The organism is Xanthomonas sp. WHRI 7064 (genome assembly GCF_040202355.2).
GTDB lineage: Bacteria > Pseudomonadota > Gammaproteobacteria > Xanthomonadales > Xanthomonadaceae > Xanthomonas > Xanthomonas arboricola.
In genome coordinates this window covers 3,358,267-3,377,928 of record NZ_CP167821.1, presented here as the reverse complement: position 1 = coordinate 3,377,928, position 19,662 = coordinate 3,358,267, and the positions used below count along the sequence as shown (strand labels likewise).

At 64.2% G+C, this 19,662-nt stretch carries 16 protein-coding genes; 10 read left to right on the top strand and 6 right to left on the bottom strand.

From position 1 onward, the window contains the following. The first annotated feature begins 70 nt into the window (after positions 1-70). The 6 genes from mazG (at position 71) to gcvH (ending at position 4,783) form a co-directional block, all read left to right on the top strand. The gene (gene mazG, locus ABQY74_RS14555) at positions 71-1,027 is read left to right on the top strand and encodes a nucleoside triphosphate pyrophosphohydrolase (RefSeq protein WP_349791953.1); all 957 of its coding nucleotides are present in this window, start codon (positions 71-73) and stop codon (positions 1,025-1,027) included. Next, positions 1,024-1,359: a YnfA family protein gene (locus ABQY74_RS14550; protein WP_349791952.1), complete on the top strand. Its 336-nt coding sequence runs from the start codon at positions 1,024-1,026 to the stop codon at positions 1,357-1,359. The genes mazG and ABQY74_RS14550 overlap by 4 nt, the downstream gene beginning before the upstream one ends. A gap of 204 nt (positions 1,360-1,563) precedes the next feature. Then, the gene (locus ABQY74_RS14545) at positions 1,564-2,529 is read left to right on the top strand and encodes an SPFH domain-containing protein (protein ID WP_039519637.1); all 966 of its coding nucleotides are present in this window, start codon (positions 1,564-1,566) and stop codon (positions 2,527-2,529) included. Positions 2,530-2,532: 3 nt separating this feature from the next. After that, on the top strand, positions 2,533-2,967 hold the full coding sequence (locus tag ABQY74_RS14540; protein WP_104553886.1) for an NfeD family protein: 435 nt from the start codon (positions 2,533-2,535) through the stop codon (positions 2,965-2,967). Between the two features lie 165 nt (positions 2,968-3,132). Next, on the top strand, positions 3,133-4,242 hold the full coding sequence (gene gcvT / locus ABQY74_RS14535) for a glycine cleavage system aminomethyltransferase GcvT (RefSeq protein WP_349791950.1): 1,110 nt from the start codon (positions 3,133-3,135) through the stop codon (positions 4,240-4,242). A gap of 145 nt (positions 4,243-4,387) precedes the next feature. Further along, positions 4,388-4,783: a glycine cleavage system protein GcvH gene (gcvH, locus tag ABQY74_RS14530; RefSeq protein ID WP_016902771.1), complete on the top strand. Its 396-nt coding sequence runs from the start codon at positions 4,388-4,390 to the stop codon at positions 4,781-4,783. 498 nt (positions 4,784-5,281) lie between these two features. Here gcvH and ABQY74_RS14525 read toward each other — a convergent pair whose 3' ends face one another. Next, on the bottom strand, positions 5,282-5,596 hold the full coding sequence (locus ABQY74_RS14525; protein ID WP_372469900.1) for a hypothetical protein: 315 nt from the start codon (positions 5,594-5,596) through the stop codon (positions 5,282-5,284). A 199-nt stretch (positions 5,597-5,795) separates the two neighbouring features. Here ABQY74_RS14525 and ABQY74_RS14520 point away from each other — a divergent pair, with 199 nt between their 5' ends. Next, positions 5,796-6,275, top strand: coding sequence for a hypothetical protein (locus ABQY74_RS14520; protein ID WP_039519650.1), 480 nt, complete (start codon positions 5,796-5,798; stop codon positions 6,273-6,275). A gap of 589 nt (positions 6,276-6,864) precedes the next feature. Here the strand turns inward: ABQY74_RS14520 and ABQY74_RS14515 are convergent. Next, entirely contained in the window at positions 6,865-8,208 is a 1,344-nt protein-coding gene (locus ABQY74_RS14515) for a serine hydrolase (protein ID WP_024939258.1), read from the bottom strand. Between the two features lie 369 nt (positions 8,209-8,577). Between ABQY74_RS14515 and ABQY74_RS14510 the strand changes: the two genes are divergently transcribed. Then, a complete protein-coding gene (locus ABQY74_RS14510) occupies positions 8,578-9,939 on the top strand; it encodes an MFS transporter (RefSeq protein WP_349791946.1) in 1,362 nt (453 codons plus the stop codon). A 941-nt stretch (positions 9,940-10,880) separates the two neighbouring features. Next, positions 10,881-11,234, top strand: a complete 354-nt coding sequence (locus tag ABQY74_RS14505) for a DUF1304 domain-containing protein (RefSeq protein ID WP_039526069.1) — start codon at positions 10,881-10,883, stop codon at positions 11,232-11,234. A 247-nt stretch (positions 11,235-11,481) separates the two neighbouring features. Here ABQY74_RS14505 and ABQY74_RS14500 read toward each other — a convergent pair whose 3' ends face one another. Then, complete coding sequence (locus ABQY74_RS14500; RefSeq protein WP_047126987.1) at positions 11,482-13,956, bottom strand: acyl-CoA dehydrogenase; 2,475 nt, start codon at positions 13,954-13,956, stop codon at positions 11,482-11,484. Beyond that, entirely contained in the window at positions 13,953-14,876 is a 924-nt protein-coding gene (locus ABQY74_RS14495; RefSeq protein WP_349791943.1) for an alpha/beta hydrolase, read from the bottom strand. The genes ABQY74_RS14500 and ABQY74_RS14495 overlap by 4 nt, the downstream gene beginning before the upstream one ends. Positions 14,877-15,013: 137 nt before the next feature. Here ABQY74_RS14495 and ABQY74_RS14490 point away from each other — a divergent pair, with 137 nt between their 5' ends. After that, positions 15,014-15,622 (top strand): TetR/AcrR family transcriptional regulator, encoded by a 609-nt coding sequence (locus tag ABQY74_RS14490; RefSeq protein WP_016902764.1) that lies wholly within the window; start codon positions 15,014-15,016, stop codon positions 15,620-15,622. Between the two features lie 106 nt (positions 15,623-15,728). On the opposite strand, the gene ABQY74_RS14485 is transcribed toward ABQY74_RS14490, so the two are convergent. Further along, positions 15,729-18,578 (bottom strand): TonB-dependent receptor domain-containing protein, encoded by a 2,850-nt coding sequence (locus ABQY74_RS14485; RefSeq protein WP_016902763.1) that lies wholly within the window; start codon positions 18,576-18,578, stop codon positions 15,729-15,731. 242 nt (positions 18,579-18,820) lie between these two features. After that, the gene (locus tag ABQY74_RS14480) at positions 18,821-19,657 is read right to left on the bottom strand and encodes a hypothetical protein (protein ID WP_039529771.1); all 837 of its coding nucleotides are present in this window, start codon (positions 19,655-19,657) and stop codon (positions 18,821-18,823) included. Positions 19,658-19,662 lie beyond the last annotated feature (5 nt).

Below are 19,662 nucleotides of genomic sequence, written 5' to 3'. Positions count from 1 at the left end.
GACGCGGCACGTGCCTGCGGCATCGCCCGGGCACGCCACTCCACTGCACCACACCTGCCAGGAACACACCATGTCTCAGTCCCCGCCGACCGGCGACCTCCAGCGCCTGCTGCAGCTGATGGCGCGCCTGCGCGATCGTGAGCACGGCTGTCCGTGGGATGTGGAGCAGACCTTCGCCAGCATCGCGCCGTACACCATCGAAGAAGCCTACGAAGTCGCCGACGCCATCGACCGCAACGACCTGCCGGGCCTGCGCGACGAGTTGGGCGACCTGCTGCTGCAAGTGGTCTTCCACGCACAGATGGCGGCAGAGCAGGGCGCATTCGAGTTTGCCGACGTGGTCGCCACGCTCAGTGACAAGCTGGTGCGTCGCCACCCGCACGTGTTTGCCGAGCAACGCGCCGACGATGCGCAGGCGGTGAGCGCCAACTGGGAGCAGATCAAGCGCGACGAACGTCGCGCGGCCGGCTATCAGGACGACTCCGCACTTGCCGGCATCGCACGCGGCCTGCCGGAATGGCAACGCTCCACCAAACTGCAGGCGCGTGCGGCGCGGGTCGGCTTCGATTGGCCCGGCCCGGTGCCGGTGCTGGAAAAGCTGCAGGAAGAAATCGAGGAACTGCGCGTGGAGTTCGCGCGTGGCCCGGTCGCCGACAACCAGGCGCGGCTGGAAGACGAGCTCGGTGATGTGTTGTTCGTCTGCGCCAACCTGGCGCGCCACGCCAGGGTCGACGTGGGTGCGGCGCTGCGCCATGCCAATCTCAAGTTCGAGCGCCGCTTTCGTGCGATGGAAGCGCAGGCACAGGCGGACGGCACCTCCCTGGCCGCGCTGTCGCTGCAGCAGCAGGAGACGCTGTGGCAACAGGTCAAGCGCGGCGAACGCGGCGGTGATCCTGCTGCTCCCGATCAAGCTGCCGCGACGCCTGTCACTGACGCGCCCGCGGCCGGTGATCAGGCGCGCGACACTGCGGAGCTGCAGCAGGCCGACGTTGGCAAGCACGGCGTCGACAAGCCAGGCCGCGCATGACTGCTTCACCGACCACGCTGTTGCTGTTTGCGGCCACCGCCGTTGCCGAGCTGGTCGGTTGCTACCTGCCTTATCTTTGGCTGCGCAAGGGCGGCAGCATCTGGTTGCTGCTGCCGACGGCGCTGAGCCTGGCCGTCTTCGTCTGGTTGTTGAGCCTGCATCCCGATGCCAGCGGCCGCGTGTATGCCGCCTATGGTGGGGTCTATATCGCCAGTGCGCTGCTGTGGCTGTGGTGGGTGGACGGGGTGACGCCGACGCGTTGGGATCTGCTTGGCGCAGCCTGCTGCCTGCTCGGCATGGCGATCATCATGTTCTCGCCGCGCGGCGCCTGAGCGCGCGTTCGCAGCAACGTCTGCACTTTACAAAGCGCGGTCGCCTGCGCGTTGCGGCGTGCTGCGCAACGCCGACACGCTGCCCGAGGTGGTCAGCCACAGCGCCGCATGCAGGGTCGTGAGAAGCTAGGGCGCGCAGTGGGGACAGGTGGCGCTAGGGCATACTCAAGCCAAGGATCGACTCGTCATCGCAAGGGGCTGCTCATGTTTCCGACTTCTTTCTTGGCCATCGCCGTTCTGGTCGCTGGCGTCATCGTGTTGTTCAAGACCGTGCGCATGGTGCCGCAGGGCTTCCAGTGGACGGTGGAGCGCTTCGGCCGCTACACCCACACCATGAGTCCGGGTCTGCACTTTCTGGTGCCGGTGGTCTACGGCGTGGGGCGCAAGATCAACATGATGGAGCAGGTGCTCGATGTCCCCAGCCAGGACGTCATCACCAAGGACAACGCGGTGGTGCGCGTGGATGGCGTGGTGTTCTTCCAGGTGCTCGATGCCGCCAAGGCCGCCTATGAGGTTTCCAACCTGGAGATCGCCTCGATTGCGCTGGTGCAGACCAACATCCGCACCGTGATCGGCTCGATGGATCTGGACGAATCGCTGAGCCAGCGCGAGACCATCAATGCGCAGCTGCTCAGCGTGGTCGACCAGGCCACCAATCCCTGGGGCATCAAGGTCACCCGCATCGAGATCCGCGACATCCAGCCGCCGCGCGACCTGATCGACTCGATGGCGCGGCAGATGAAGGCCGAGCGCGAGAAGCGCGCGCAGATCCTCGAGGCCGAGGGCTCGCGCCAGTCGGAAATCCTACGCGCCGAAGGCGAGAAGCAGGCCGCCGTGCTCGAAGCCGAAGGCCGCAAGGAAGCCGCGTTCCGCGATGCCGAGGCGCGCGAGCGTCTGGCCGAGGCCGAAGCCAAGGCCACCCAGATGGTCTCCGATGCGATCGCCAATGGCAGCGTGCAGGCGATCAACTATTTCGTCGCACAAAAGTATGTGGAGGCGTTCAAGGCGCTGGCCACCGCGCCCAACCAGAAGTTCGTGCTGATGCCGATGGAATCCAGCGGCGTCATCGGCTCGATCGCCGGCATCGCCGAGCTGGCCAAGGAGGCGCTGAACAAACCCGAGGCGAGCAATGTGCGCGTGCCGCCGATGCCGCCGCGCGTGGGAGGCTGAGCCATGCGTTGGGACGTGGTGGCCTGGGCGGTACTGGCGTTGCTGTTGATTGCTGCCGAGACACTGGTGCCCGGCGCGTTCCTGCTGTGGATGGGCATTGCCGCCGCAGCGGTGTGCGTGCTGGTGCTCGCGTTGCCGGGCATGTCGCTGCTGCTGCAGATCATTGCCTTCGTGCTGCTGAGTTTCGTGTCGGTGCAGGTGTATCGCAGCTGGTTTCGCGGCAAGGGCCGGCAGAGCGATCGGCCCCTGCTCAACCGACGTGCCGAGCAGCTGATCGGCCGTTGCGTGGTGCTCGACCAGGCGATCCAGGAGGGACGCGGCCGTGCCAAGGTCGACGACGCGTTCTGGGTGGTCAGCGGCCCGGATCTTCCGGCCGGCACACCGGTGCGCATCGTCGGCGTCGATGGCATGACCTTGCAGGTGCAGGCGGCCGGTTGATCGGGCAGGGCACGCGCGTCGTGCCCATGCAGCGATGCTGCAGCGCGGCGCGATAGGGCGCGGCCAGGTCCAGCGGTCGGCGGCGCGCTGCCGCATCGCCTGCGCCGTTTCCCCCAAGCACGGCCGGGCGGCGATAATGGTGCTCTTTCCCTTGGACCGGTGCGCATGACCCAGAAGACCATCCTCAACGACACCCATCGTGCGCTCGGCGCCAAGATGGTCGACTTCGGCGGTTGGGACATGCCGATCCATTACGGCTCGCAGCTGGACGAGCACCACCAGGTGCGTCGCGACGCCGGCATGTTCGATGTCAGCCACATGACCGTGGTCGACCTGCACGGTCCGCGCGTTCGCGAGTTCCTGCGCTACCTGCTGGCCAACTCGGTGGACAAGCTCAAGGTCTCCGGCAAGGCGCTGTACACCTGCATGCTCAATCCGCAGGGCGGGGTGATCGACGATCTGATCGTCTACTTCCTGCGCGAGGACTTCTTCCGCCTGGTGGTCAACGCCGCCACCCGCGAAAAGGACCTGCAGTGGATCGGCGAACAGGCCGCAGCTTTCCAGGTGCGCGTGGAAGAGCGCAGCGACTTTGCGATGATCGCCGTGCAAGGCCCCAACGCGCGCGCCAAGGTGATCGAACTGGTGGATCCGGCCGATACCGCTGCGGCGAGCAAGCTCGGCCGTTTCGCTGCGCTGCAGACGCGTTCGCGCGATGGCGTGGAGCTGTTCCTTGCGCGCACCGGCTACACCGGCGAAGACGGTTTCGAACTCGTGTTGCCGCAGGAGGCAGCGGTGGCGTTCTGGAACGCGCTGCTCGCGCAGGGCGTCAAGCCGGCCGGCCTGGGCGCACGCGACACCTTGCGTCTGGAGGCCGGCATGAATCTCTACGGCCAGGACATGGACGACACGGTCAGTCCGTACGAGGCCGCGCTGGCCTGGACGATCGCCCTGGACGACGGCCGCGACTTCATCGGTCGCGCCGTGCTCGAGTCGCAGAAAGCGCAGGGCGCACCGCGTCAGCTGATCGGTGTGGTGATGGACGAGAAGGGCGTGCTGCGGCATGGCCAGACCGTGCTCAGCGCCAGCGGCGAAGGCGAGATCCTGTCCGGCACCTTCTCGCCCACACTCGGCAAGGCGATCGCGTTTGCGCGCGTGCCGGCCGGCAGCATCGACGCGCTGCGCGTGGACATCCGTGGCAAGCAGGTGCCGTTGCGCGCGGTGAAGTTTCCGTTCGTGCGCGACGGCCAGGCGCAGCCCGGCGTCCTTGGCGAATGAGTCAGACCTCTGCCGGGCGTGCAAACGTCCGGCAGCGTGCAACATCCATCGCCACCCACCGGCCGACACGCGCGTGCACCTGTGTTGTCGTGCGGTCTAAACTAGCCACCTGTCCCCAACCCATCAGTTTCCCCGGAGCACACCCATGAGCGAGATCCCTGGCGACCTCAAGTTCCTCAAATCCCACGAGTGGGCCCGCGTCGAAAGCAGCGGCCGCGTGACCGTCGGCATCTCCGACCACGCGCAGGGCTTGCTGGGCGACTTGGTCTACGTCGAACTGCCCGGCGTCGGCGACACCGTGCAGGTCGGCAACGGCGCGGCGGTGGTGGAGTCGGTCAAGGCCGCCTCCGACGTCTACAGCCCGGTCAGCGGCACCGTCGTCGAGGTCAACAGCGCACTCAGCGACAAGCCGGAGACCATCAACGAAGACGCCTACGGCGAAGGCTGGATCTTCGTGGTCGAACTCGACGACAAGGAAGAGCTCAACGACCTGCTGTCGCCGGACGACTATGCAGAGCTGCTGGAAGACGAAGCGCACTGACCGCGCCTCGCCCGTTGCATACCCGGATGGCCGCTCGTTGGAGCGGCCATTTTTTTGCCTGCGTGGCGGTGGCCGCGCGTCGATCCCGCCCGGCAATGGCGTGCGTGCTGCCGATCTGCGCGCGCCCGACCGGTGCCGGCTGTCGCTCGCAGTCCAAGCCTTTGCCGATGTTCGACGACCATGCACTCGCCAGCGGCATGCGCGCGCGACATCGTCGAACGCGACGCGACTGTCGCGGTGTCGGATTTCTGGCGTGAGCCGGTCGTGAGGAGATGGCGTGCAGCCGGTGAAAAATATTTGCAGCGTCGCCTGCATCCAACCTCGCACACGGTGCGCAACGCATGCCGTTGGCAGCGCATGCGGATGCACGCATGGGTCGAAAACCGCGCAATAAGTTTGCGCATTTTTGCTTGTGCGAGGCCTCAGGCAAGCTTGGTCGATAAAAAATTTTCAGCTGGCGGACAGGCGGCGCGCATTGCGGCGAGCAGGCGTGCGCTGCTACGTCGGTGCAGTGGGCAACAGCGTGCATGTCTGCATCGCAAAAAAAAAACAGCACAAAAGAAGTGCTTTTTTGAAAACGTCGTTGCGCCGCTGCATGCCAAGGGCAGCGATGCGCGCCATCGCACGGCGTCTTTGGGCCGGCTCGACGGGACGCATCGCGACGAGGCGTTGAAAAAAAAATGCAAAAGAGTGTTGACAGTAAAAAAAAGCGTGATTAGGTTTCGCCCAGCAGACGTTGCTGCGAAAGAGAGTGAGCAGAATCGACATCAAGCCGACACGCTTGTTCCAGATGTCCACCGAAGCGCTATCCACGGTGGAGTTGGGTCCGCTTCTCTCCAAAAAAGCAGCAGTCGCTCCGATCACGCACCCGCGTCGCTGTTCGATGCGGGTGTTTCTGTATCCGTCCCGTCGCGCATTACCTGCGGACGGTTCCCGACGACGGCATGCCGTTGCGGGGTTTGCTTCAACTGGGCGTTTCACCTCCATAGTTCACTGACGAGGAGCCAATTACATGGCCACTGCAAAAGCTGCGAAAAAGAAACCCACTGCCAAGAAGGCAGTGAAGAAGACTGCCGCCAAGAAGGCAGTCAAGAAGGTCGCCAAAAAGGCAACCGCCAAGAAGGCAGTGAAGAAGACTGCTGCCAAGAAGGCCGTCAAGAAGACTGCAAAGAAGGCAACCGCCAAGAAGGCAGTGAAGAAGACTGCAAAGAAGGCAACCAAGAAGACTGCCGCCAAGAAGGCAGTGAAGAAGACTGCAAAGAAGGCGACCAAGAAGACCGCCGCCAAGAAGGCCGTCAAGAAGACCGCCAAGAAGGCAGTAAAGAAGACCGCGAAGAAGGCAGTTGCCAAGAAGGCGACCAAGAAGTCCGCCACCAAGAAGACTGCCGCCAAGAAGCCTGCTGTGAAGAAGGTCGCCAAGAAGAAGCCGGCCGTTCGCAAGAAGAAGGCCGCTCCGGTCGCGCTGCCCGCAACCCCGGCGCCGCTGATCTGATCCGCACCACCCGATCGCCGTAAACATCGAGCTCTCTCCCCGACGCCCAGCGGGGAGGGAGCTTTTTTATTGACGTGCCCAGGGCGTCCGTGATCGAGGAAGTCCCGGTCGCACGCAGGCAGCCGAAGCTATCGCCGCCGGATGCGTTGCGCTGTGCGTGACGGGATGTCAGGCCGGGACGTTGTAGCTATCGCCGCACTATCGCCGCTTGCCACCCGCCACCCGCTTTCTCCGGTCCAACGCTAGCAGTGGGCTGGGCCGCTGCGCCGCCCGCCCAACTGACCATCGTCTGTCCCGATCGGTCGTGCCGCCATCGATTGGCGTAGCGGTGCGGTGTGTTGGTCGTGCCAAGCGGGAGTAGATGCATTGGGCCGCATCGTGGGCAGCCACGCTCTCGCTTTTCAGTCAGGTCTGACGCGCTTACTCGACAAGGTGACTCAGACCTGCGCCTGCCATGACCGTCATCGCATGGCATGGAGCGATGCCCGGCTCCCGGCCACCGATGTCGACACGCCCGACTCGATCCTGCAGGCCGGAAACGACACAGGCGGCCGAAGCCGCCTGTGTGCGAGGTCGCCGCAACGCCAACTCAGCGCGGCGATGCCACCGACTTGCCCGACGAGGCGCCCTTGCCGGCAGGATCGGGGCGCTCGGCCAGCATGTTCTCGCTGCCGAAATCGCCATCCACATCGATATCCAGCCAACGCTTGGCGGGCAGACCCAGCGCACGATCCAGAATGGTCGGCAGCATGCCGGAGGGCAGGCCGCTCTCGCCGTTCCACATGATCGCGATGCCGAGATCACGTTCGGGCAGCAACGCGACCAGGCCGCGATAGCCTTGCACTGCGCCGGCATGGAAGACGACCTGATGGCCGGCGTAGTCGAACACGCGCCAGCCCAGCGCGTAGCTGGCAGCGTCCACACGCTCGTGGCGCCAACCCGAGCGCATCTCCCCTGGCGTGGAGATCAGCGGCGCGTGCAGCGTCGCCAGCAGCGGCGCAGGCAGCACGTCGGTGCGGTGGCCGGTGTGCGCGAGCAGCCACTGCGCCATGTCGCTGGCGCTGGCATTGACGCCGGCAGCGGGGGCCAGACGGTAGTAGGTCGGCTTGGGCGTCAGCGACACCCAGCCATTGCGGCTGCGCACATGCGGGCGCGCCCAGCGCGGGCTGGCCTGGATACCGGCCAGTCCCATGCTCGCATCGTTCATGCCCAGTGGCTTGAAGATGCGGCGCTCCACCGACTGCTCGTAGAAGCTGCCGGACGCAGCGAACACCACATCGCCGACCAGGCTGAAGGCCACGTTCTGGTACGCATAGCAATCGCCGGGCGCGCAGCGCAGCGGTGCGGCGGCAAGCTTGTGGCTGAGCGAGTAGTAGTCGACGTTGGATTCGATATCGTTGTCGTAGGCATTGCGGGTCAGTCCGACGCGGTGGCTCAGCACCTCGGCGACGGTGAGCTGCCGGGTGGCGACGTCATTGCTGAGCTGGAACCCGGGCACATAGTCCACCACCTTGCTGTCCCAACGCAGCACGCCGTCGTTGACCAGCAACCCGGCCATGGTGCCGGCGAAGGCCTTGGACAGCGATGCCAGACGGAACACGGTATGCGCATCGACCGGCTGCGGGTGATTGACGTCGGTGACACCATAGCCGCGCGCGCTCAGCACCTTGCCGCCCTGCACGATCGCCATCGCCATGCCGGGCAGGCGATTGCCGTAGGTCAACTGGTTGGCCATCGATTCGAACGCGGCCACATCGAACCCGGCCGCCGGGGCCAGCACCTGGCTGGCCGGAAGCGATGCACGGTATTGCAGCGGGGCGGTGGGCGACTGCACGACGGTGGCCGGCTGCAGCGCAGAAGCAGCCGGCGCAGGTGTCTGCGCGGTGGAAGAGAGGGCCAGAGGCAATAACGCCCCGAGCAGCCCGATGGCCAACGGTCGGAACCGTCGGCGCCTGCGCATTTGAGTCATGGTTGTCCCGCCTGTTCCACTGCCTCCGGCGATTCTAGCGCCGCGCTTCGCAATAGCACAAACTGCCGGAAGATGAATGGGCATCATATTGATCCTATTGATGATTTTAGGTTCATAAATCGACCCGCGCGGGGCCTTTCCAGCGCAACCCGGAGCCTGTGCGGAGACAGCTGCAAGCAGCGTGCCGTAGCCGCACGCCATCGATATGTTGCGTGCCGCCCGCAGCCGCTGGTGATGCAGCGCGGCATCGGCTAACTTGCGCGCTTGTTTCGCGGGTGTTGCCGCTGCCATGTCCCTGCTGTCGCGCCCGTTGATGCGAGCGAGTCTTACCCGATGACCAGCCCCTCTCCGCCGCGCTCTGCGGCTGGCCGTCTGAGCGCGGCATTGCGCAGCTCGCCGCCGCTGGCATGGTCGTTCCTGTATTTCTTTTGCCTGCTCAGCGGCTACTACGTGCTGCGCCCGGTGCGCGAGGCGATGAGTGCGTCGGCGGATGTGGAAGCGATCTTCCCCACCGGCATGATCGCCTTCTTTGCCACGCACGGCATACCGCTCAAGGACTTCACCCTGCAGGTGCTGTTTACCTGCACCTTCCTGATCATGGTGTTGCTGCAGCCGGTCTACGGCGCGCTGGTCAGCCGCTACCCGCGCCGGGTGTTCCTGCCGGTGGTGTATGGCTTCTTCATCGCGACCCTGTTGCTGTTCTACGTGTTGTTCGACAGCGGCGTGCCCGGGCGCGGCATGGCGTTCTTCCTGTGGGTGACCGTCTTCAACCTGTTTGCGGTGGCGGTGTTCTGGAGCTTCATGGCCGACGTCTTCAGCAATGCCGAAGCGCGCAATTACTACGGTTACATCGGTGCGGCCGGCACGCTGGGCGCGTTTCTCGGGCCGATCCTCACCCGCACGCTGGTCGAGCGCATCGGCATCGCACATCTGATGCTGGTGTCGGCCGGGTTCCTGACCGTGTGCGTGGTCTGCGTGCTGCGTCTGCGCCTGTGGGCGGTTGCGCGCGAGCAGGAGCGACAGCTGTGCTCCGGCGAGGTGCCAATGGGCGGCGATGTGCTGGGCGGGCTCAAGCTGATCGTGCGCGAGCCGTTGCTGCGCTGGCTGGCCTTCATGGTGCTGTTCGGCGTGGGCGTCGGCACCTTGCTCTACAACGAGCAGGCAGCGCTGGTACGTCGTCTCTACACGGACGCAGCGGCGGCCACCGCCTATTACGCCAGCATCGACCTGGCGATCAACGCGCTTACCCTGGTGTTGCAGCTGCTGGTGACGCGCGCGCTACTGTCGCGTTTCGGCATCGCTCCGGCGCTGCTGATTCCGGGCGTGGCGATCACGCTGGGCTACGCCGTGCTGACGGCCTCGCCGCTGCCGATGATGCTTGCGATCGTGCAGGTGATCACCCGCTCCAGCGAGTTCGCACTGGCCAAGCCGGCGCGCGAGACCTTGTACACGCGGGTGGATCGGGAATGGCGTTACAAGGCCGGCGCGGCGATCGACACGGTGATCTACCGCGGTGGCGATCTCACGTTCGTCTGGGTGCACAAGCTGGTGTCGGCATTCGGCTCCAGCGCAGTGTTCGGCGTCGGTCTGCTGGTGGCATCGGGCATGACCCTGGGCGCGTTCGGCCTGCTGCGCGAGGCGCGCAAACTGCCCGCAGAGCGCGATGCGGAGACTGGCAATCAGGTCTCCGACTAGGAGCGGTCAACAAGTGGCCTGGTTGCAGGGCCCTTGCCCGCCCACCCTCGCAGGACACGTCGCAAGTACGTTCCTGTAGGCTCTTACGCGGCATCCATGCCGCGTAAGGTCCCGCGACGGTGGGCGGGCAAGGACCTGTCGAGCTAGTCGGTGTGCATGGTTCAACAAAACAGCCGCAGCCGGTGCGGTGTCCTCGCCGCGCCTTCTACGCTGTGAGCTTGCTGCGGGGCCCTTGCCCGCCCACCATCGCGGGACACGCCGCAAGTACGTCTATGTAGGCTCTTACGCGGCATCCATGCCGCGTAAGGCCCCGCGACGATGGGCGGGCAAGGACCTGTCGAGCTAGTCGGCGTGCATGGCGTTCAACAAAACAGCCGCAGTCGGTGCGGTGTCCTCGCCGCGCCTTCTACGCTGTGAGCTTGCTGCGGGGCCCTTGCCCGCCCACCATCGCAGGACACGCCGCAAGTACGTCCTTGTAGGCTCTTACGCGGCATCCATGCCGCGTAAGGTCCCGCGACGGTGGGCGGGCAAGGACCGGTCGAGATGGTCGGTGTGCATAGGCAAGCAGGGCATGAACGGCGTGTCCCGCAACCGGAGAGGGCACTGCGTGCTCGACTGACTGAGCTTTTGACCTTGGCGTTGGGCTGCACCTAAGCGATGCCGCTGTTTGAACTAGCCGCGTTTGCCTTTGGACGAGCGTGGCGAGCCGATAGACTCAGATGTAGAGCGCTTGATCTGCAACTTGGCTGCAGCACCTGTGCCCGCGCAATAACCATCGCAGGACACGCCGCCGATGTTCGCAATCGCGACGCTCCGATCGTGCATGCAGGTCCTGCACATCTCCCATGTCTCGCCGGCGCGTCGGGTTCCATCGTCTGCTCTGAACAGCAGGGCAGCAATCACCGCTATGCTGGCCGCCACATCCATCACGCCGATCTGCCATGTCCCTGTTCGCCATCGTTGCCGGTCTGTTCGTCGCTCTGTTGCACGTCTACATCCTGGTCTTGGAGATGGTGCTGTGGACGCGGCCGCTGGGCCTGAAGACCTTCCGCAATACCCTCGAGAAGGCGCAGGCCACGCGCGTGCTGGCGGCCAATCAGGGCCTGTACAACGGCTTCCTGGCGGCGGGCCTGTTCTGGGGCGCGCTGCAGGCACGCGCGGATGTGCTGAGCTTTTTTCTGGGCTGTGTCGTCGTGGCAGGTTGTTACGGCGCCTACAGCGTCAACCGCCGCATCTTTTTCGTGCAGGCCTTGCCCGCGTTGATTGCCCTGGCGTTGCTGTGGTTGCCACGCTGAGGCGTTGTGCTCGCTGTCTGTAGGAGCGGGCCTGCCCGCGATGAGGCGTTACCGCTAGAGCTTCATCGCGGGCAAGCCCGCTCCTACCAGGCGGCTCGCTGGAACTGCAGTTATCGCGAACTGGTCGAAGGTGACGGCGGCAGGCAGTGCAACTGCGAGATGGTCGGTCTCCACAGTAGCCAATCTCCACAAACGACAACGGCGGGCCGAAGCCCGCCGCTGTCTGCTTGTCACCTCGGCCTGAGACTTACGCCGCTTCGCGCGGTTGCTGGGCCTGCGGCCTGTCGTAGTAGCTGGCTGCGCGCAGCTCGTGCGGGTCGAAGTCGTCGACGGCGATGGTGTCCATCATGATCTCGCGCAACTCTTCCAGCTGCCTGCGCTCGTCGATGGTGATCACGCCCTCTGCCACGGCTTCGTCCAGCTGGGCGGTGAAGTCGAGCGCTTCGATGCCCTTGGTCTTGAGCGCCTTGAGGAACTTGCGCTCCACCGGCTCGGCCAGCACGGCCTTGGCCAGGTAGCTGGCGATACGTCCGCCCGGATTGTTGGCGCACGGTGTCAGGAACACGCCCTGGCCCAGACGGTCGCGCGCTTCGTTCGGCGTCATCAGGATCGATGCCACGCGATGTCCCAGGCGGTCGCCCGGTGCCTCGGCACGACGGCCCAGCGGGAAGATCAGCACCCACATCAACCAGCCCACCGGACGGATCGGGAAGTTGCGCAGCGCGGCGGACAGTGCGGTTTCGATCTTGTGCACGCTGTCATGGAACGCCCAGGCCAACAGTGGCTGATCGGTCGCCGGCGCGCCTTCGTCGTGATAGCGCTTGAGCATCGCGCTGGTCAGGTAGATGTGGCTCAGCACATCGCCCAGACGGCCGGACAGCGATTCCTTGAACTTGAGCTTGCCGCCGAGCATCAGCATCGACACGTCGGCCATCAGCGCCAGGTTGGCGGAATAACGATCCAGCTTGCGGAAGAAGCGCCGCGTATACGCATCGCCCGGCGCTGCTCCGATGCGCGCACCGGTCAGACCGAACCAGAACGAGCGCACTGCGTTGGAGATGCCGAAGCGGATATGCCCGAACAGGCTCTGGTCGAACTCTTCCAGGCCACGACGCGTATCCGGATCCTGCGCCGCCTGCATCTCCTTCATTACCCACGGATGGCAAAGGATTGCGCCCTGGCCGAAGATCAGCAGGCTGCGGGTCATGATGTTGGCGCCTTCCACGGTCACGCCGATCGGCGCAGCCTGCCAGGCACGGCCGGCGAAGTTGCGCGGACCCAGGATGATGCCCTTGCCGCCGATCACATCCATCATGTCGCTGACCACTTCGCGGCCCATGGTGGTGCAGTGATACTTGGCGATCGCCGACGGCACCGACGGCACATCGCCACGGTCCACTGCCGCAGCGGTGGCCTGCGACAACGCACTGATTGCATACGCCTTGCCGCCGATCCGCGCGAGCGCTTCTTCCACGCCCTCGAAGCGGCCGATCGACAGGCCGAACTGCTTGCGAATACGCGCATATGCGCCGGTGACCACGGCGGCGTACTTGCCACCGCCGCTGGCCGTGGAGGGCAGGGTGATCGAGCGGCCCACCGCCAGGCATTCGTTGAGCATGTTCCAACCCTTGCCGACCATCTCCACGCCACCGATCAGTTGGCTCAGCGGGATGAACACTTCCTCGCCATGGATCGGGCCATTCTGGAACGGCGAATTGAGCGGGAAATGGCGACGGCCGATTTCCACGCCAGGGGTCTCGCGCGGCAACAGCGCAAGGGTGATGCCGATGTCCTTCTTGTCGCCGATCAGGCCATCCGGATCGTAGGCGCGGAATGCCAGGCCGATCAGCGAGGCCACCGGCGCCAGGGTGATGTAGCGCTTGTCGAAGGTCAGCTTGACGCCGAGCACGTTGGCGCCATTCCACTCGCCCTTGCAGACGATGCCGTAGTCGGGGATCGAGGTGGCATCGGAGCCAGCAAACGGGCCGGTCAGACCGAAACATGGCACCTCGGCGCCGACAGCCAAGCGCGGCAGGTAATAGTCTTTCTGTTCCGGCGTACCGTAATGCAGCAGCAGCTCGCCCGGCCCGAGCGAGTTGGGCACGCCGACGGTGGAGCTGACCACGCTGGAGATCGAGGACAGCTTCTGGATCACCTTGTGATGCGCCAGCGCGCTGAAGCCCAGGCCGCCGTACTGCTTGGGAATGATCATGCCGAAGAACTTGTTCTTCTTGATGTACTCCCACAGCTCCGGCGGCAGGTCGGCGTGGACGTGGGTGATCTCCCAGTCGTTGACCATCTTGCACAGCTCTTCGACCGGGCCGTCCAGGAATGCCTGCTCTTCGGCACTCAGTTGCGGCTTGGGATAGTTCAGCAGCTTCTGCCAATCCGGGTCGCCGGTGAACAGTTCGCCTTCAAAGCCCACCGAGCCGGTTTCCAGCGCGATGCGTTCGGTTTGCGACAGCGGCGGCAGCACCTTGCGGAAGAAGCCCATCAGCGGCGTGGTCAGCAGCGGCTTGCGCAGGAACGGCAGCAGCACCGGCGCGGAAACCAGCACCACCAGCACGGCAGCGACGATGGTTGCGGTGAGATTGGCACCCAGCAGCCAGCAGGCCACCAGCACACAGGCGCTTAGTGCGACCCAGGTGGCAAGGCGCATGCGGTGATAGGCAGCGATGCCCGCCGCCAGGATGACGAGGAGGAACGGTGCAACGATGCTCATGGTCTTGCTCCAGTGACATGCTCGGTAATGTTGGACGCTGCGATGGTGCCAACCGGGGGCAGTGCGTCCAGATAATGCAACACGGTTGCGGTAAACGTGGTGTTGTCGTCGCCGGCCAGCATGTGCGTGGCATCGGGCAGATGCACGTGCTGCGCATGCGGGGCGATCGACAGGAATTCGTTGATATTGTCCGGCGTGACCAGATCGCTACGCCCGCCGCTGATCAGCAGCATCGGGCAACGCACCCGCGCGGCGGCGTCCAGCAAGGTCTGCTGCTGTGCGTGCTGGTCCTGTCCTGCCAGTTCATCGACCAGCCGCGGATCCCAGTGCCAGTGCCATCGCCCGTCTGCGCGCTGCCTCAGCAAGGCCTGCAACTGCTCGGCCGTCTTGCGCGGGCGCTGCGGCAAATACGCGGCAATCGCATCGGCGGCGGCATCCAGCGATGCGAAGCCATCCGGATGCGCGGTCATGAAACGCAGGATGCGCTCCACGCCCCCGGTATCCCAGCGCGGCGTGATGTCGACCAGCACGATCGCGCGAAACAGGCCTGGCCAGCGCGCCTCGGCAAGCAGGCCGAACAAGCCGCCCATCGATGCGGCAACCAGCACCGGCGGCTCGGCCTGCTCGCCTGCCAGCACGATCAGGTCATCGGTGAACTGCGTGGCCGAGTAGGGCAGGTCTGCGTCGTTGAAACCGGAATCGCCGTGACCGCGGGCATCGTAGGCCAGCGTCCGGTGGCCGGCGGTGGCCAGTCGGGCCGCAGTGCTTTCCCATGCATGCCGGGTTTGTCCAAACCCGTGCGCCAGCAGCACCGTCGGCGCGTGTTCCGTGCCGCGCACCGATACCGCAAGCGATGTCTCGCCAGCGTCGATGCGCGTGGTGGACGCACGATGGGCGAGGCTAGGAGAAGAGGTGACCATACCTCATGGTATGGACCTGCCTGGGTCGCTGTCAATACTCCTTGGTATGGACGGTTAAGCCATTGAATCGTGGCAGTTGTGTGTCCTTTTTGTGATGCATACTGCAACTGACTCAAGCGTATGGTTAAATCGCGGCAATGAATGACATCACCGACCCAAGCCTTACTACGCCCCGCGCCACGTCCGGTCGCGGCAACCGCCTCAGCGCGGACGATTGGGCGCAGGCCGCACTGGACCTGATCGCAGAACAAGGGGTGGGCGCCGTCGCGGTGGAGCCACTGGCACGCCGGCTCGGCGTCACCAAGGGCAGCTTTTACTGGCATTTCCCCTCGCGCGATGCATTGCTGCAGGCAGCCCTGGAACGCTGGGAAATCTTCGAACAGAAGGAAGTATTCGGCAGCCTGGAAGACGTCCCGGACCCCAGCGCACGCCTGCGCGCGCTGTTCCAACTGGTCGCCCACGAAGTCAAACCGCACGTCATCTACAGCGAACTGCTCAAGGCACTCGACCACCCGGCCGTGCGCCCGGTCATCGACCGTGTCTCGCAGCGCCGCCTCGATTACCTGATCGCCTCGTTCCGCCAGGCCGGCCTGAGCCGCACCGACGCCCAACACCGCGCCCGGCTGGCCTACGCCGCCTACGTCGGCTTCCTGCAGCTCTCGCTGCAACTGCAGCAACCCAAGCAAGCCCGCGAAGACTTCGAAGCTTACGTCGAGCATGTGATCCAGACGTTGATTCCTGGGTAGGTTTCAGGCGTCCGGCACGAGTTGATGTTTGATGGTTGAGCAAACAAAAACCGCGACTCTTTCGAGTCGCGGTTTTTTATTTACGTATTACTTAAGCGGACGAATATCAGAACTTCTGGGTGTAACGCATGTAGTAGAAGCGACCCGGGATTTCGTACTGCGGGTCAAAGCTATTGGCAAACGCCGTTGCGGCCTGCGGCGGATCGCGGTCAAATGCATTATTCACGCCGACGGTCACCCGGGCGTTCCACGGGGCCTTCCAGTACGCGGCCAGATCGGTGTAGGTCACGCTGGGAACATGATTACGCGGCGCTGCACCTGCAGCGGTCACACGATCCGGATCCGAACACAGCAGCGCCACGTTCGCCGGAGTCGCCACGTTGGCGCCAGTGCAGTTTTCGACCTGCGAGCTGTAGTAGCGCATGGATGCCGAGCCGCCGACGTCGCCCAATTCCCAATTGAGCATCAGGTTGGAGCGGATGCGCCAGTTGTTGTCCTGTGCCGAGCCGCCACGATACAAACCAACGCGGTTTTCGGGATCCTGCAGCGGCTTCTCAACCACGAACTTGCTCATGTAGGTCGAGTCCCACACCAGGCTGAAGCTGCCCCATGCGGTGTCCGGCAAACGATAGCCTACGGTCAAGTCGTAACCTTCAGCCTCGATCTTCGCAATGTTGTTCGGCACTGCCAGCAGATTCGACACTTCGCCAGTAGGTTCGCGCTGAATCAGCGAGCAAGCATTGGCGATGCCTGCCAAATAGCAGCTGTCCAGGGTTTCCTGCACGGTCTGCGTGTCGATTGCATCTTCGATCTCGATGTTCCACCAGTCCAGCGAGATATCCAGGCCGGTGACCCAGCTCGGGCTAAATACAAAGCCCAAAGTCTTGGACGTCGACGTTTCCGGCTGCAGGTTGGGGTTGCCGCCAGTGGCGGTACGTACCTGCGGGTTGGCCTGTGCATAGGCTGGGACTGCGCCGCACGAACCCGGACGCGTTCCGTTGACGGAGCCATCGCTGAAGGAGCCTGCGCAAGGATCACGCACGTCTTCGAAGGTATCGCTTACGCCCTGGAACAGCTCGTTGATCGATGGTGCGCGGAAGCCTTGCGACCAGTTACCACGGATCATCAAGTCGGTGATCGGCTTCCAGCGGAAACCAAACTTGCTGTTGGTGGTGTCGCCGAAGTTGCTGTAGTCCGAATAACGCGTGGCCAGACTGAAGTCCAGCAACTGTGCGCCCGGCAGGTCAGCCAGCAGCGGCACGGCGAGTTCGAGGTAGGCTTCGTCCAGCTTGTAGCCGCCATTGGTCGCGGTACGTGCGTTGCCGGTGGTGTCACCGGAGTTGATCAGCGCGTCCGGATCGTCAAAGCCCGACTCTTCACGGTGTTCAGCGCCAAAGGAGAATGCAAATGCACCTCCCTGCAGGTCGAACAGCTCGCCGCCGATGTTGCCGAAATAGGTCTTCTGCTCGTACCCATAGAGGTCATGTGCATTGAAGCCAGCGTAACCCAGCATTTCCGGGGTCAACGAGCCCGGGCCGCTCAACATGTTCATCGGCACGCAGCCGTCGATCGTGCTGGCAGCGGTACCGCAGCGTGCTACACCGCCAGCGTCGACAAACGACGGGCCAAGCGCGTTACGCAGTGCAGAAATATTGAACAGGCCGGTGGTGCGATCGGTCTGGTCATTCTTGCCGTAGAACATCCCGGCTTCCCAGCTGAAGAAACGCTGGCCAACTTCGAAATCACCCTCGAATGCGCCGCTAAACCCGAACGTCTTGACGTTCTGGGTGAAGATGCGACCGCCGGTCTCTTCGGCGCGGTACTGGATGTAGTCGATATCGCGGCCGGTGTTGTTGTAGATGTTGTTTGCCGAAATAACGATATCTGCGCCGTTGGTGCCGGGCGCGGAGCGACCAAGAACGACCGGCATCGGTGCCAGGATCTGGCTCGACTCGCGCTCGTTGTAGGTCACCGTGGTCTTGAAGCGCACATTGTCCGTGATCGACAGGCCAGCGTCGGCGAATACCGACTTGCGCTCCTGCGGGGTCACCAGATAGTTAGCCGGCGCAAAGTTGTAGCTGTCGGCTGCAGTGTAGTTGCGCGAGGTCGTACCACCGTTATTGGTGATGGAGAACCCAGGCGTTCCGTTGAAGCGCGTTGCGCCAAAGGTGGGTGTGCCAGTGGCGCTGGTGCCGGTCGGCCCGAAGATGCCGAAGCGACCGCCAGGAATCGTGGTGCTGTTGCCGGTGCCGGCAACGGCGCCGAACACCGGGACCGACGAGATTTCGCGATCACCTGCCCAGACTGGCTCTTCTTTGACGTAGCCAACGCCCAATGTGGCGTGCCAACGATCGCCGGTCGAGCCGATGGTGAAGTCGTAGGACTCGCGGCTGCCGTCGCCCTTGTCGTACTGGCCGAAATAAGCATTCGCTTCGGCGCCATCGAAGTTCTGGCGCAGAATGATGTTGACCACGCCAGAGATGGCGTCGGAGCCGTAAATCGTGGAGGCGCCGTCCTTCAGGACTTCGATGCGCTCGACGGCAGCAGTCGGAATCGTGTTGAGGTCGACTGCGCCGCCCAGGCCGGTGCCGCCGACCCAACGACGACCGTTAACCAGCACCAGGGTGCGGTTGGAACCGAGGTTACGGAGGTTGACGCGGGTTTCGCCGTTGCCGCCATTGTTGACGTTGCTGTTAAGCGCCGAACCACCCGAGCTGATGTTCTGGATCACGTCGCCGATCGAGGTCAGACCCTGCGATTCGATCTGCTGGCGGCTCATGGTGAAGACTGGCTGCGACGTTTCAACGTCGGCGCGCTTGATGCGCGAACCGGTCACTTCGATCTTGTCGAGGTTGGTGGTGCCGGCTTCCTGCGCGACGGCGGTACCGGTACCGGCCACGCCCACGACAAGCGCGAGGACAACTGCATCGCGCAGCTTGTTGGACTTGCAATTCATTAGCTCTCTCTCCAAGTGATCTTGGGTACTGCCAAGGGTTGTTTGCCTGTCGGGGGGTCCGAAAGAAGCGGATCCAAAACGTCAGGGTGAACCGATGGTATATGCGTTATGCGAGAAATTAAAGTCCCGTTAACGAAAAAGAAGAAAGACGTGAAAGGCAGCCTCGGGCGCGGACCCAGAACGAAAAACGCCACCGGCTGCAAACCGGTGGCGTCCTATAAAATTATTATCAAATCAATGACTTAGAGGTCTTGCTCGTACCGAACGTAGGGGATCGTACCGTCGCTGTTGCTCTCGTTGCTCGGCGCAAACGGGTTCTTGCCGCGGGAGATGACGTTCTCTGCGCCGACCGTCAGCTGGCCACTCCAGGGGGTGCGCCAGGTCAGGCCCAGGCCCAGGCCTTCCCACTTTTCCGGCTGGCCGGGGACGTCGACGACGCGGCCGATGACGTTGGCGCTGAAGGCGCCATAGCCGCCGCCGACGCTCAAGGTCTTGCTGTCCCACTGGTCGGCAATCGCTGGCGAAACGTCGGCAAGCGGCACCAGGCGGGCGCGCGCATAGGTGCCACCGATCGAGACGAAGCCTTCGCGGCCGATGTTCTTCTGCCCGAACACGGTCAGGTCGTTCTGTTCGACGCGGGTCAGCGGTGCCTTGCCGGCGCCGATCAACCAGGCCGGCAGGGTGTCGCGGCCGGTGCCGGCAGTGACGCCGGCGCGGGTGCCAGCGCGGTTGAAGCCCAGGGTCGCCGAGACGCGGCGCGATGCAGCGGCGCTGTCTTCTTCGTCATCGCCGATGCCTGCGAGCAGGCAGTGGCTGGCGAGTCCGTTGATGTTGGTGCCGCGGCTGCTGTTGCAGATCAGGCCCAGCGAATCGCCGGAAGTCAGGCCGAAGGCTGCGTCCAGCGAGTTGCGACCGAAGTGCCAGCGTGCGCCGGCCTTCTGCTCGCCGGTGGGCTCCAGGTACAGAAAGGCTTCGACCTTGCCGCTGCCCTTGTTCCACACCGGCAGGATGGTGCTCTCACGCAACTGCTGGGACGCCGACTGCGCATGCACACCCGTGGCTGCCGCGAGGGCAACCAGCAAAG